The organism is Paenibacillus sp. sgz302114 (assembly GCF_056120345.1).
Genome location: NZ_JBVYOI010000003.1, coordinates 135,166 through 149,975, shown reverse-complemented (window position 1 = coordinate 149,975; position 14,810 = coordinate 135,166). Strand labels below are relative to the sequence as shown.

Here is a 14,810-nt window from a genome sequence, read left to right as displayed (position 1 = left end):
AGGGGGTGTGAAGCATGGCTAAACGCTTAAAAATCGGCATTACATGTTATCCGACATTAGGCGGTTCAGGCGTTGTCGCAACGGAGCTGGGGAAGCTTCTTGCAGAGAAGGGGCACGAAATTCATTTTATAACGCACAGCGTGCCGTTCCGTTTGGGGCAATTCCAGAAAAATATATTCTATCATGAGGTTGAAGTTAACGATTACTATGTCTTCCGTTATCCGCCCTATGATCTTTCATTAGCAAGCAAAATGGCGCAGGTTGCGAAGATGCAGAAGCTCGATCTGCTGCATGTGCATTACGCGGTACCGCATGCGGTATGCGCGTATTTGGCTAAACAGATGGTTGGCGACGAGCTGAGAACGGTAACGACGCTGCATGGCACAGATATTACGGTGCTTGCGCAGGATGAATCGCTGAAAGACCTTATTCGCATGGGTATTAACAAGAGCGATGCCGTTACGGCTGTTTCGAACGATCTGATTAAAGAAACGCGCGAGCTGCTCGATATCGATAAGCCGATTGAATTGACGTATAACTTTGTCGATAAACGAGTCTACTATCCGCGTGAATGCAGCTCGCTGCGCAGTGATTTTGCGAGCAAGGATGAGAAGATTCTGATGCATATCTCGAACTTCCGTCCGGTTAAACGACTAAACGATGTCATTGATATATTTGCAAAAGTCGTGAAAGAGGTGCCGAGCCGCCTGCTTCTCGTCGGTGAAGGACCGGATCTGCCGAAGGTGCAGATGCGCATTAATCAGCTTGGCTTGCAGGACCGTGTTCATTTCCTCGGCAAGCAGGATGACGTTGCACAGGTCATCTCGATTGCGGATGTGATGCTGCTCCCTTCGGAGAAGGAAAGCTTCGGCCTTGTTGCACTGGAAGCAATGGCATGTGGCGTTCCGACGATCGGGTCGATCGCAGGCGGTATTCCGGAGCTAGTCACACATGGCGAAACCGGCTTCCTGTCGCCGATTGGCGATACCGACGAGATGGCATACAACGCGATTAAGCTGCTGCGCAGCGAAGGGATGTATTCGAAATTCCGTGAGGCGTGCCTCAATCGTGCTCGCCGTCAATTCTGCAATGATCTGATAACGGCAGAATACGAGCGGATCTATTATAAGGTGCTTGGAATTGAAGCTGATATTCCTGTGCCGGTCTGTGAATAAGAAGGTTAGTCAAAAAGGAGGGAGAGCCTAATGTCATGGAGTGATGCGCTGACGAAGGCTCTCCCTCTATTGCATGTGCTGGAGGAGCGCGGCTTCGAAACGGTGTTCGTCGGCGGCTGTGTTCGTGACACGCTGCTCGGCAAGGAGCTGAAGGACGTCGATATCGCGACCTCTGCGGCACCGGAGGAAGTGATCGCGGCGTTCCCGCATACGATTCCGACAGGGCTTCAGCATGGTACGGTAACCGTCGTTCATGATGGGGAAACGTACGAGATTACGACGTTTCGGACGGAATCGGCCTATGAACAGTTCCGGCGGCCGGCGCAGGTTCAGTTCGTGACCAGTCTTGAAGCGGATTTGCTGCGGAGAGACTTTACGATCAATAGCATGGCGATGCGTGCGGATGGCACCATCGTTGATCCGTTCGGCGGGCTCGCGGATTTGCGCCGCGGAGTGCTACGCTGTGTTGGCGATGCAGATGCGAGGCTGCAGGAGGATGCGCTGCGCATCGTGAGAGCGGTTCGTTTCGCAGCCGCGTACAAGCTGCGGATCGCGCATGGCACTTGGCGAGCGATACTGCGGCATCGCGGGCTGCTCGCGCATATTGCGATGGAGCGTATCGGGCTAGAGCTGGACAAGATGATCGGCGGAAGCGGGCCGCAGCACGCAGCAGCATTGCTCGCTGTTAGCGAGCTGCTCGTGTACACGAAGGTGCCGCTGCCTGAGCCGCTTACTGCAGCCGCAGCGCGTTATCGCATGTGGCAAACAAGCGGACCTGTCAAGACGCCGCAGCATACGCAGCAGATTGCGATACGAGCTCTGATTGAGCTTGGGCAGCCAGAAGACCGCTGGGCTGCGCTATGTATCGCGCTCCAGTTCACAGAGGAGCAAGGAGCGGAGCTGTTCTCCGCCTTGAAATACGCGACAGCCCGCAGCGCACAGCTTGCGGCTGTCCTTGGACTGCATCGCAAGCTGACGAGCAGCTGCGATACATTATCAGATGAGCAGCTAAGTGACCAGTGGGTCCGGCTGATCGTCGGCAAGTACGGTATCGCAGCTGCCCGCGGATGGCTGCGCATAATGAGGGCGATACCAGTGCTAATGCCGCTGTTTCCATCGAACTCGCACTCGTCATCGTCGCATTCGCCGTCGCCGCAAGCGGCTACTGGCGAAGAGCTACTAGCTCAGCTGGAACTTCGCATGGACAAGCTTCCCGCTGTTGTACTGAAAGACTTAGCTGTTAGAGGCAGCGACGTGCAAGCTCTCGAGAAGGGCCGCTCGGCAGGACCATGGCTTGGCCAAATGATGAATGGGCTGCTGCTCGCCGCCGCGCTTGGCGAGGTGCCGAATGAGAAGCAGCCGTTGCTTAATTACGCTGCCCATAGATTTGCGATCGGGCTAGCTGCCAATGAGGAGCCGTTATGAACAATCGAATTTTACAAATGCTGGAGCAGCAGACGGAAGGCTATATATCTGGCGAGCTGCTCAGCCAAGAGCTGCATATCAGCCGCACAGCGGTGTGGAAGCATATTAAGAAGCTTGAATCGGAAGGCTATTTAATCGAAGCTTCACGCAGGCTTGGATACAAGCTGATTGGCCGTCCTTCCAGGCTGACCCTGCCTGAACTAATGCATCAGCTCCAGGACAAAGGCGTGTCGCTTGTGCAGAACGTCAAGCTGTTCGAATCCGTAGACTCGACCCAGAATATCGTACAGCGGCTAGCCGAAGACGGCGCTCCAGAAGGAACGCTTGTCATCGCTGAGCAGCAGACGAGCGGTCGGGGGCGGATGGGACGCAAATGGGTGTCGCCTTCAAGCAAGGGCATCTATATGAGCTATGTTCTGCGTCCGGGCATTCCGCTGCAATTCGCGCCGCAGCTGACTTTGCTAACTGCAGTCGCGCTATGTCGAGCGCTAAGAAGCGTTGCAGCGCCACTCGACATCGGCATTAAGTGGCCGAATGATCTGCTTATCGGCGGCAAGAAGATTAGTGGCATTCTGCTTGAATCGACCGCAGAAGACGAGCGGCTGCGCTACGTAGTTACAGGAATCGGCATCAGCGTCAACCTGTCGCATGACGATTATCCGCCTGAGCTGCACGATATAGCGACATCGCTCGCAATTGAGCTGGGGCGGACGCTCGACCGAGCGGAGATTATCGCGGCCTTCTTCGCACAGTTCCAGCAGCTATATGCAATCTTCTTGAAGGATGGCTTTGCTCCGATCAAGACGCTCTGGGAGGCACTTTCGGTGACGCTGCATAAACCTCGTAAACTGCTAGTCGCTGGCGGTGAAATTACCGCAACGCCTGTCGGTTTGAGCGACCAAGGCGCATTGCTGGTGGAGAAAGAAGATGGGTCGATTATCCCGATTTTTTCTGCGGAACAAGTGCCTGGGCAGGGGTAACCGTTCATAGACGCGGAACCATTTTTTTGGTATACTCGCCTTACTAGTCATGCTCCGTTTAAGGGCGGTATCGCTACTCAAATGCGAACTGCACCAGCAAGTGGAGTTTTCAGCATGCGGCAATGTAATCTGTGTCCATTCACGTCACGCATTCTGCTCTGAGCCGTAGGGACCGAGACAGAAGGAAGCTATATGAATTTATGGCAGCAACACGTTCCTTTATGGATTGGAACCTTTTTAGCGGCGGCTAGAAGGTTTTTTTGTGTTGATCACATAGGACTCCTTACGATCGTGAAAGCTTTAGGTAGGCAATCGCGACCATAATCGGAGTTCGACAAATCCAATCTGTAAGGAGGACGGAGCAATGAAACAACCGTTGACTATTACGAAGCTTAAGAAGATGAAGCAAAGCGGCGAGCCAATTTCCATGCTAACCGCCTACGATTACCCCGCAGCAAAGCTCGCCGAGGAGGCCGGCATTGATGTTATTCTGGTCGGTGATTCGCTCGGCAACGTCGTACTCGGGTACGATACGACAATTCCAGTCACATTAGACGATATGGTCTACCACACACGAGCGGTAGCTCGCGGTGCTGCACATACATTTATCATCACAGACATGCCGTTCATGACGTATCATCTCGGCAAGGAAACGACACTTCGCAATGCCGCAAGACTTCTGCAAGAAGGCGGAGCGCATGCCGTCAAGATGGAAGGCGGCGCAGAGATCGCAGAGGAAGTAGCGGCATGTGTCAGAGCCGGCATTCCGGTTATGGGGCATATCGGCTTAACGCCTCAATCCGTGCATCAGCTTGGCGGCTACAAGGTACAAGGTAAGCTTGAAGCCGAAGCCCGGAAGCTCATTGATGATGCGAAGGCGCTTGAAGCGGCCGGCGCATTCTCCATCGTGCTAGAGCTTGTTACAGAGCCGCTTGCCGAAGCGATTACGTCGGCGCTGTCGATCCCGACCATCGGAATAGGCGCAGGCCGTGGCTGTGACGGGCAAGTACTTGTGTATCATGATATTTTGCAATATGCATCTCCTTATCAGGCAAAGCGCATGGTGAAGACGTACGCCGACATTGGCACGACGATTCGGAACGCGATCGGTTCGTATGTCAAAGATGTGAAAGAACGGGAGTTTCCGCAGCAAGAGCATGCGTTCCCAATGGAGCAGGAGATTCTGCACAATCTATATGGCAGCGGCAGCGCGAGTAAAGTAGCGGCGACAAGCGAGCAAGAACAGCAGCAGCCAACCAAAGGAGGCGGCGTATCGTGATTCGTTGTACGACGATTGGAGAGCTGCGACAGCACCTAGCCGAGCAGCGCAAGCTGTCGCCGGATGGTCGAATCGGGCTTGTGCCGACGATGGGCTTCCTGCACGAGGGGCATGCCAGTCTCATGCGGCGCGCAGACGAAGAATGCGATTTCAACGTATTGTCCGTCTTCGTTAACCCGCTTCAATTCGGACCGAATGAAGATTTTGACCGGTATCCAAGGGATATTGAGCGAGATGCGGCAATTGCTGAGAAGAACGGAATAGATATTCTATTTATGCCATCGGTTCAGGAAATGTATCCGACGAAACCGCTAACCCGTGTGCTGATCAGCGATGTGACGGACCGACTGTGCGGCGCTTCAAGACCGGGACATTTTGACGGAGTTGGAACGGTTGTCAGTAAGCTGTTCAACCTCGTCCAGCCTACCCATGCTTACTTCGGAATGAAGGATGCTCAGCAGGTTGCCGTTATTGAACAAATGGTCCATGATCTGAACATTCAAATAAAGATCGTCCGCTGCGAAACGGTACGCGAAGCAGATGGACTTGCGATGAGCTCGCGCAACGTGTACCTGAACGAGGAGCAGCGGCAGCAAGCGGTCGTCTTGTCTCAGACGTTACGCGAGGCTGATTCGTGGCTCCAAGAGGCAGGAATGTCAACGCAAGAGCTTGCGAAACGTATTCAGTCGTCCATTGAGACAGCACCGTTAGCAGTCATTGATTATGCCGAAGTTTTGACTTATCCATCCTTATCCAGCATTGCTATGAATCAGGACTTATCCCAATTCTCAGGTACTCTTATTATCGCGCTTGCTGTCAAATTCGGCAGCACTCGCTTAATTGATAACCGTGTATTCGAACTGCAAGGAGGTGGCGTACATGTTCAGAACGATGATGAAATCGAAGCTGCACAGAGCAACAGTAACAGAGGCGAACCTCAATTATGTGGGTAGCATCACCATTGATGAAGACTTGATGGAGCTTGCCGATCTTTTGCCGAACGAGAAAGTGCAAATTGTTAACAACAACAACGGCGCCAGATTGGAAACTTACGTCATTGTAGGTCCGCGCGGCTCAGGTGTCATCTGCTTGAACGGCGCTGCAGCGCGGCTTGTTCAGCCTGGCGACAATGTCATTATTATCGCATACAGCATAATGACCGATGAGCAAGCACGTTCTTATAAGCCGAAGGTTGTTATTCTTGATGCAGCGAATAAGCCGTCTCAAGTGCTTGGAGAAGAAATTCACGCCACAATGATGTAATCCCATCCACCCTCCCCTCATGCCAGTGTTGTGAAACGGTTGGGCACGAGTATGAAAAGACGCGCCGGCGCAAAGAATGAGCATAACAATTCACTCTTTATGACCACCAATACGGCGTGAGGGCGGGTGCGTACTATGATTAAGCACGTATTTGCTACAATGCAGGAAATGCTCCAAGATATTATTATTCATTATCCAAGTGCAAATGACATGCAGCGTAAGCAGATGGATGAAAAGCTCGCAACGCTTAAGCAATTCAGCGACGATTTCATTGAGCAATGGCTTCAGTTTGAAGAAAAAATGGCAGATTCCCGCGAGATGCAGCAGGTAGCGCAAGCTCAGTCGAAATCGCAAGCTGAATCGCAATCACAAGCGCATGTACAGAAGAACGACCTTGCAGCTCCACCGCAAGCGCTTGGGTATCCGAAGACCATTTCACAGCCGCCAGCGGCGATCAAACGCAATGTTGCCAGCAAGTCTCCTGCACCACAGCAATCGGCTTCACATGCTGCTGCAGGTGCCGATGGGTACGACGAAGCAGCCATTGATTTATGCCAATCGATGTCAAAGGGGCAAGGCTACTTTAAACTGTTTATGTTCCGTGAAGCGTCGAACCACTTTGAAGAAGCGGTGCGATTGGCGCCGGATGACAACCGGGCAAGGCTGTTCCTCGGGATGACCTATATGCATATGCAGGAATGGAATGAAGCGCAGCGCCACTTTACGCTGCTCGTGGAAGTGACGGAGCATCCGAAATGGAAGGCGCTTGGCCTTAATGCATTAGGGTGTATCCAAGCGGTTCGCATGAACTTGGAACAGGCGACGAGGTATTTTGAGAAGGCGCATGAGGCTGATCCGAACTTTACAGATCCGCTGTCCAATATGAAATCATGCGAGCAGCACAGCGGGCATTTATCCTTATTTTTCGGGAGCGGCCAACTTTAGTTTTAGTTTGGATGAGAGGAAACTTATTCGGATGAATTTTGCCGTACTGGATTTGGAAACGACCGGACATGGAACCGGCGATGAAATGATACAGGTTGGTCTAGTGCTGCTGGATGAACAAATGTCGGTCATTCGAACGTACAGCACATTTGTGAAGCCTACAATTCCGATACCGCCGTTTATTACACAGTTGACTGGCATCGATGAAACGATGGTGCAGGATGCTCCTGAGCTCGAAGAGGTGCTGCTCGAATTGATTCCGCTGCTCGATGATGCGGTTCTCGTCGCGCACAACGTCAGCTTCGATGCCGGTTTTCTGAATGCAGCGCTGGATCGCTCAGGGTATATGCCGTTTGACGGCAGACGGCTTGATACGATTGATCTGCTTCGCATTCTTTATCCGACCTTAACGACCTACCAGCTCGGTGCTGTAACCGAACTGTTCGGCATCGAACATGAGTCGCATCACCGCGCAGACAGCGATGCACTGGCTACGGCAGAACTGTTCGCCGAATGCTGTCGCAAGCTTGAAGGCATGCCGCTGCTTACGTTGCAGCGGCTTGCCGGCTTGCTTGGCGATGAAATCGACGATCTTGGCTGGTTTATCGGGCTCGTAGCGCAGCGCAAAGAGTTGGTAACGTCCATTGATCTGGATGCGTACCATTACTTCCGGCAATTTGCCATGAAAGCAGGCGACTGGACGGAAGAAGAGCATCCGCGAACGGATGAAGACAACCAATCGGTCGCAGATTGGACCTTCCCACAATTCCTTGCACATATTAAAGCGGAAATAGCCGCAATTATTCCGGGTTATGAAGAGCGTGAGCCGCAAAACATGATGTTTCAGGAAGTCATTGATGCGCTGGATGAAGAACGGCATCTCCTCATTGAAGCGGGAACGGGTACCGGTAAGTCTCTCGGCTATTTAATTCCAGCCCTGTACTATGGTGTCCAGCACAATAAGAAGATAGTCGTCAGCACTCATACGATTAACTTGCAGGAACAGCTTCGGGCTCGCGATCTTCCGCTCCTCGCTGCTGTAATGCCATATCCGTTCAAAGCCGCCGTCTTCAAAGGACGCGGCAATTACTTATGCCTGCGCAAGTTCGAAGGAAAAGTGAACATGCGTGACTTTACTTCCCCTGCAGAGGATCGAATTACTGCGTCCCAAATGGTCGTCTGGCTCAGTGAGTCACAGCATGGCGATCAAGAGGAACTGAACTTCGGCAATCGCGGCGCGGATTTCTGGAGTGCGGTCGCAAGCGATGCGGATTCCTGCCTGAATCGAAGCTGTCCGTGGTTCAAGCGTTGTTATTATCATCGCGCGAAGCAAGAAGCGAACATCGCCGATGTCGTTATTACGAACCATTCGATGCTGTTCACAGACATCCGCGCTGACCATCGATTGCTTCCAGGTTACGAGCATCTCATTCTAGATGAAGCTCATCACATGGAAGAGGTAGCAGGCAAACATCTAGGTACGCAAGTCTCATACTACTCGGTGCAGCATCCGGTGCTTCGACTTTGCAAGGATGCTCGGAACGGTCAGCTGATACATCTGAAAAGCAGGCTGGCAAGCGAGAACATCGAGAAAACGCAAAAGTGGCGCGAGGAGATCGATGAAGTCGTGCCGGTATTCGGCGATTTGCGGGATGAGTGGGACCGGCTGTTCGAGATGCTCTACTCCATGATGGGAACAGGCAGCGGTAACGGTTCGAAGAGCACAGCGCTTGATAGCGGCGGATCCGAATCCGGCCAATATGTGCTGCGCTTGCGAGGAGGGAAGCTTCCTGCAGCGTGGTCCGATGCTCAGCTCGTTGAAGAGGCGATTAACGGCTATTTGAGCCAAATTGTGCGGCCGCTCGATAAAGTATTCACAGCGATCAAGGATGAGATGGACGATCCCGGGATTACAGCACTCGTAACCGACCTTAGCGGTACGATCAAGGATTTGGCGAGAGCGAGAGATGATCTGCGTCAATTTATGAAAGCGGACAAATCCGATACGGTTTACTGGATGGAAGGCAATAGCAACTCCCGTGCCAAGTCGGTACAGCTATATTCCGTCCCGTCAGATGTGAGCAGCCAGCTTCGGACTTATTTCTTCGAAGTGAAGAAAAGCGTCATTCTGACGTCTGCCACACTATCGGTTCAGAAGTCATTCCAGTATGCGTGCGAGCAGCTTGGATTAACGGCAGACGAACGCGAAGGCAGACTAAAGACGGTACAGCTGCCATCGCCATTTAACTATAGGGAGCAAGCGCTTGTGATCATCCCGCGCAATTTCCCAGTTCTCAAGGGCGCGTCTGGCGATCCGCTTTTCAACGAAATGCTTGTGAAATCTTTAACAGAGACCGCGATCGAGACGAAAGGCCGGATGCTCGTCCTATTCACCTCCTACCGGATGCTGAAGCAGGTGTATGATCCGTTAAAGGAAGCACTTACCGCTCACAGCATACAGGTGCTCGGGCAGGGGATAGACAGCAGCAACCGCAGCAAGCTGACTCGAAGGTTTACGCAGCAGGATGCTTCCGTACTGCTTGGCACGAGCAGCTTCTGGGAAGGCGTCGATATTCCAGGTGATGCGCTCACGACGCTTGCGATCGTAAGGCTGCCATTCCAGCCGCCAAACCATCCCCTCGTGGAAGCAAAATCGGAGATGCTGCAGGAGCAGAACCAGAATCCGTTCATGAAGCTGTCCATTCCGCAAGCCGTTATCCGGTTCAAGCAAGGCTTCGGTCGACTTGTCCGGACAGGGAATGATCGTGGAATCGTACTTATTTACGATACTCGTATTATTGATACGTATTACGGCAAATATTTCTTGTACTCGCTGCCAGGACCGAAGATTGAGACGATGCATCAGGATCAAATCGTGCCGAGAATTCGAGAATGGCTCGCCAAAGGTGAAGAAGGGATCCAGGAGGTTACGCCATGAAGCCGATGAAAATATCCGAAGCGGTCGTTCGCAGGCTACCGGTTTACTTGCAAGTGCTGAACGACCTCACGATGCGCGATGTGCAGACGGTATCCTCACAGGAGCTTGGGAGCAAGCTTGATCTGAACCCTGCACAAATTCGCAAGGATCTAGCCTATTTCGGTGATTTCGGCCGCAAAGGGATCGGCTACGATGTGTCGTATCTCATTGACAAGATCCGTCAAATTCTGAAGCTCGACCAGCCATTGAACGTTGGTCTGGTCGGCGCCGGAAACCTTGGCAGAGCGCTGTGCAATTATAATACGTTTTTGAAGGATAATATGAAGATTACGGCTGTGTTCGACGTCCATCCTTCGATGGTTGGCGCGTCGATTAACGGGCTGACCGTGCTTCCGATGGAGAAGCTCAAGGAGACCATTGCGGAGCGGAATATCCGAATCGGCATCATTACTGTACCGGCGCCGGAAGCGCAGAATGTTGCGGATAAGTTCGTCGAAGCAGGCGTTGACGGGATATTGAATTTTGCGCCGACCATTCTCCGAGTGCAGGAGCGTGTACGCATACACTATGCGAACTTTACAACGGAGCTCATGAGCCTCGCTTATTATTTGGACGAAGAAGGGGACAAGGAAGAAGATGAAACGACTGTGGATTGAGAATGGCAGTTTCGTTACGATGGACGAGCAGCGTCCAGTGCTGAAAGGCCATATGGTCATCGAAGGCGATACGATTCTATATTTGAGCGAGCAAGCGCCGGATCCAGAACCGGAAGGCGCAGAACGGATAAATGGTAAAGGTCTTGTGTTCATGCCAGGCCTTATTAATACGCATGGTCATGCGGCGATGTCGCTGCTTCGCGGCTATTCGGATGATGAGAATCTGCAAGTATGGCTAGAGCAGAAGATGTGGCCGATGGAAGGCAAATATACCGATGAAGATTGCCGCTGGGGAACAGCGCTTGCCGTTACGGAGATGCTGAAGTCCGGTACGACGACATTCGTCGATATGTACGACCGGATGCACATCGTCGCTGAAGTCGTTGAGCAATCCGGTATGCGCGGACTGCTGACTCGCGGTGTCATTGGACTATGTCCGCCGGATGTGCAGGAAGCGAAGCTGAATGAAGCGAAGCAGTTCGTGCAGGACTGGAACGGACGAGCTAACGGGCGGATCCGCACGATGCTGTCTCCACACGCGCCGTACACATGTCCGCCGGATTACATCAAGCGTATCGTAGAAGCCGCACATGAGCTGGACGTGCCGCTTCATACGCATATGTCCGAATCTGCTGCTGAAGTGCAGCAGAACGTGAATGATTACGGATGCCGGCCAGTCGAGCATCTGGACAAGCTTGGCTTCTTCTCCCGTCAGTCCCTTGTCGCGCATGCGGTGCATCTGACGGATGAAGAGATCGCGCTGCTTGCTGAGCGCGGCGTAAGCGTATCGCATAATCCGGCAAGCAACCTCAAGCTGGCGAGCGGTATTGCTCGCGTGCCTGACATGCTGAAAGCCGGAGTTACCGTATCGCTTGGCACAGACAGCGCGGCAAGCAACAATAATCTCGATCTATTCGACGAGATTCGCCTGGCAGCGCTTATTCACAAAGGCATCTCCGGCGATCCGACAGCAGTTCCGGCTTGGGAAGCGCTCAAGCTTGGCACGGTTTACGGCGCTCGCGCGATTTGGCAGGAAGAGCGAATCGGCATGCTGAAGGAAGGCATGAAAGCCGACTTTATCGCGATTAATATCGAGCAGCCGCATTTCTATCCGCAGACGGAAATTGTTTCGCACCTTGTCTATTCCGGCTCGGGCCGTGACGTTGTGCATGTTTGGGTAGACGGCGTTCAGGTCGTGAAGAATGGAGATTGCGTATTGTTAGACGAAGCACAAATCCGTGCTGAAGCGCAAGCCTGCTTCGAAAGGCTGTTATCAAGCTAATGCGTGCCAATCGATCAAGACGACCGTCAGTCATGACGCCGTGGCGCTGGGTTCTACTCGTGTCGCTCTCGATTCTTGTTATTTTAACAGCGCTTAACGTCTATTACCGCTCCGTTCAGTCTCCGGTATGGGAAGAAGAGCGAAGTGCGGAAGAACAAGCGATGCAGGTCGGAAGTCTGAGCAGTGTCGACAGCTCTTATCACTACGTGTGGGATGAGCCGGTGTGGGTGGTCAAAGGCAAAGACCACAACAACGACATTACATACGTCTGGCTGAAGAAAGAGGAATCGATTACACTTCGCGCAGATCAAGGCAAGACGAAAGCGGAGATCCAGGATAGCTTCATGCAAAGCAAACCCGATGCATTAATTGAACATATTAAGCTCGGTTTGTTCGGCGGAGAACCTGTATGGGAAGTTTTCTATGAGCGCAATCAAGCGGGCGAAGAAACACATTTCTATGAGTTCTACCGGTTCAGAGACGGTTCCTTCATCGTATCGTACAAGCTGCCGACACGTTAATTGCCATCACTGTAAGCAAACAGCAGTGTCAGCAAGTTAAGCCATAGTTCCCTATTATTACACGCCCCCTGGTTAAACAGGTTGTGATATACTTTCGTATAGCAGTTGACGATAGACGAAAGTATTGCAATCAGTAGAAGCAAAGGGGGCTTTTTGCTATGAAAATCCGTTTGATGCCTGCAGTCCTGACCGCTGTTATTTCGGCTGGTGTGTTAGTTGGCGGCTGGTTTACTTATCATAGCGTGGCAGCTGTAAAGCCGCTAGAACGAATAGTTGCAGGGACGCCCGGCGTTATTGAATCGACACCTGTTATTAACCGGAACACCGTTACGATAGATATGAAGCTAGACCGGGATGCTAACATCCGCGATGTATACGATCATATTGCAACTGAAGGCGAGAACATCATTGGCGATCGTGAATTGAAGCTGAATATCGGAGATTCGAAGCCATCTAAGCAGCTTGAAGATGTATGGGCGACGATGCTGTTCGATGTCGCGCAAGCGATGGACCACCGCGAGTATGGTTCGATTCCGCAAGCAATTGAGGAAGCCCACACGAAGTTCCCGGCCGTTACGGCGACTTCGGAGATGGATGATTCCAACGTATACATTACGCTGAAAGACGATACATCCGTGAAGTATGTTGTTCTACCCCGCACACCGAACAAGATGGGAGCGTGGCCTAATGTTTAAACAGTATGGCAAGGAAATCGTGATCGGCTTCGTGCCGGTCTTTCTCTTATTTTTGCAATTTATTATGGGCGTGAATACGATTCCGATTGTGCTTCTAGGCGCGATTGTAGGCGGTTTGCTCTATATGGCAAGATCACGCGGTCACTTGGCAACGGTAGGCGGCGAGCGCAGAACGAAGACGCGGCCAACGAAGCCGATGTCGTTCGATCAGATCGGCGGGCAAGAACGGGCGAAGCAGGAGCTTGTCGAAGCGCTTGATTTTCTCGTGAAGGTTGATCAGATCTCGAAGTTCGGTATTCGTCCGCTCAAAGGCATTCTGCTGACTGGCCCTCCGGGAACAGGCAAGACGCTGCTTGCGAAGGCGGCGGCACAATATACGGATTCGATCTACCTTGGCGCATCCGGTTCTGAATTTGTGGAGATGTATGTCGGTGTCGGCGCTAGCCGTATCCGTGATCTGTTCAAGGAAGCAAGGCAGAAAGCGGCGAAGCAGAACAAGAGCAGTGCGGTTATCTTCATCGACGAAATTGATGTTATTGGCGGTAAGCGTGACGGCGGCCAACAGCGCGAGTATGACCAGACGCTGAACCAGCTGCTAACTGAGCTTGACGGCATTCATACGTCGGATACGCCGCGTATTCTGCTCATTGGTGCAACGAACCGCAAGGAAATGCTCGATAGCGCGCTGCTTCGTCCTGGCCGATTCGACCGTCATATTTCGGTAGACTTGCCGGATAAGAAAGGCCGCTCTCATATCTTGAACATCCATGCGAAGAATAAACCGCTTGATCTTACGGAAGTGAACCTGGAAAAGATTGCAGAAGAGTCGTTCGGCTTCTCAGGCGCGCAGCTAGAGAGCGTCATGAACGAAGCGGCGATCTATGCGATGCGTGAAGACAGCGAGGCGATCAGCCAGCGTCACCTGTCGATGGCGATCGATAAAGTGATGATGGGTGAGCGCACAGACCGTGAAGCGACCAAGGAAGAGCGTGAGCGTGTCGCGCTGCATGAGCTTGGCCATGCGATTGCGGCGGAGGTTGTCCGTCCGGGCAGCGTATCACAGGTTGCATTATTACCTCGCGGACAGGCACTCGGTTATGTGCGTCATAATCCGCAGCAAGATAAGTATCTGTATACGAAAGAGTTTCTAGAGGGTCAAATCATAGTTGCGCTTGGCGGCGCAGCGGCGGAAGAAATGTTCTATGGCGATCGCAGCACGGGCTCGCGCAGCGACTTCGACCAAGCGATGAACATTGTGCGCTCGATGGTCGAGTGTGGACTCACCGAGCTTGGCATTATTGAATCGTCGATGATGACGCCGGACAAATGGGCATCCATCACGCGCACCATTCTGGATGAGCTAATGGTCCGCACAAAAGAGCTGCTTGAGAGCAATCGCGAAGTGTTCACAGCATCGCTCGATGTGCTTACCATCGAGGAAACGCTAAGCGGCGATCGCTTCCGTGAATTGCTTGCTGAAGCGGCGTAACTAGTCACAGCACTGAGGTTTTGTAATATTTTTCAAAAATAACCGTTGACGCCCAACTACACGCATGATAATATGAGTCACATAATAACTCAGTAAACTCATCGGAATTATAATATTATCTACCGGACCACCGGAGACCAGTGCCTTTAGAGGTGCTGCGTC

13 protein-coding genes are annotated in these 14,810 nt (G+C 52.3%); all 13 read left to right on the top strand.

The features are described 5' to 3' along the window. Positions 1 to 14: 14 nt before the first annotated feature. Positions 15 to 1,175: an N-acetyl-alpha-D-glucosaminyl L-malate synthase BshA gene (bshA, locus tag AC0LWF_RS09780; RefSeq protein ID WP_474651364.1), complete on the top strand. Its 1,161-nt coding sequence runs from the start codon at positions 15 to 17 to the stop codon at positions 1,173 to 1,175. 30 nt (positions 1,176 to 1,205) lie between these two features. Beyond that, positions 1,206 to 2,600, top strand: a complete 1,395-nt coding sequence (locus AC0LWF_RS09775) for a CCA tRNA nucleotidyltransferase (RefSeq protein WP_474651363.1) — start codon at positions 1,206 to 1,208, stop codon at positions 2,598 to 2,600. Then, entirely contained in the window at positions 2,597 to 3,580 is a 984-nt protein-coding gene (locus AC0LWF_RS09770) for a biotin--[acetyl-CoA-carboxylase] ligase (protein ID WP_474651362.1), read from the top strand. Before AC0LWF_RS09775 ends, AC0LWF_RS09770 begins: the two co-directional genes overlap by 4 nt. Positions 3,581 to 3,944: 364 nt before the next feature. Next, complete coding sequence (gene panB, locus AC0LWF_RS09765; protein ID WP_474651361.1) at positions 3,945 to 4,859, top strand: 3-methyl-2-oxobutanoate hydroxymethyltransferase; 915 nt, start codon at positions 3,945 to 3,947, stop codon at positions 4,857 to 4,859. After that, positions 4,856 to 5,812 (top strand): pantoate--beta-alanine ligase, encoded by a 957-nt coding sequence (panC, locus tag AC0LWF_RS09760; protein ID WP_474651360.1) that lies wholly within the window; start codon positions 4,856 to 4,858, stop codon positions 5,810 to 5,812. The genes panB and panC overlap by 4 nt, the downstream gene beginning before the upstream one ends. Then, positions 5,739 to 6,122 carry an aspartate 1-decarboxylase gene (gene panD / locus AC0LWF_RS09755; protein ID WP_474651359.1) on the top strand — a complete coding sequence of 128 codons (384 nt, stop codon included), beginning with the start codon at positions 5,739 to 5,741 and terminating at the stop codon, positions 6,120 to 6,122. The genes panC and panD overlap by 74 nt, the downstream gene beginning before the upstream one ends. A gap of 135 nt (positions 6,123 to 6,257) precedes the next feature. After that, a complete protein-coding gene (locus tag AC0LWF_RS09750) occupies positions 6,258 to 7,067 on the top strand; it encodes a tetratricopeptide repeat protein (protein WP_474651358.1) in 810 nt (269 codons plus the stop codon). 7 nt (positions 7,068 to 7,074) lie between these two features. Next, positions 7,075 to 10,005, top strand: a complete 2,931-nt coding sequence (gene dinG, locus AC0LWF_RS09745) for an ATP-dependent DNA helicase DinG (protein ID WP_474651357.1) — start codon at positions 7,075 to 7,077, stop codon at positions 10,003 to 10,005. Next, positions 10,002 to 10,661 carry a redox-sensing transcriptional repressor Rex gene (locus AC0LWF_RS09740; RefSeq protein WP_474651356.1) on the top strand — a complete coding sequence of 220 codons (660 nt, stop codon included), beginning with the start codon at positions 10,002 to 10,004 and terminating at the stop codon, positions 10,659 to 10,661. Before dinG ends, AC0LWF_RS09740 begins: the two co-directional genes overlap by 4 nt. Then, positions 10,642 to 11,943: an amidohydrolase family protein gene (locus tag AC0LWF_RS09735; RefSeq protein WP_474651355.1), complete on the top strand. Its 1,302-nt coding sequence runs from the start codon at positions 10,642 to 10,644 to the stop codon at positions 11,941 to 11,943. The genes AC0LWF_RS09740 and AC0LWF_RS09735 overlap by 20 nt, the downstream gene beginning before the upstream one ends. Continuing rightward, positions 11,943 to 12,464, top strand: coding sequence for a cell wall elongation regulator TseB-like domain-containing protein (locus AC0LWF_RS09730; protein WP_474651354.1), 522 nt, complete (start codon positions 11,943 to 11,945; stop codon positions 12,462 to 12,464). Before AC0LWF_RS09735 ends, AC0LWF_RS09730 begins: the two co-directional genes overlap by 1 nt. A 158-nt stretch (positions 12,465 to 12,622) precedes the next feature. Beyond that, positions 12,623 to 13,159, top strand: coding sequence for a hypothetical protein (locus AC0LWF_RS09725; RefSeq protein WP_474651353.1), 537 nt, complete (start codon positions 12,623 to 12,625; stop codon positions 13,157 to 13,159). Then, entirely contained in the window at positions 13,152 to 14,648 is a 1,497-nt protein-coding gene (locus AC0LWF_RS09720) for an AAA family ATPase (protein ID WP_474651352.1), read from the top strand. The genes AC0LWF_RS09725 and AC0LWF_RS09720 overlap by 8 nt, the downstream gene beginning before the upstream one ends. Positions 14,649 to 14,810 lie beyond the last annotated feature (162 nt).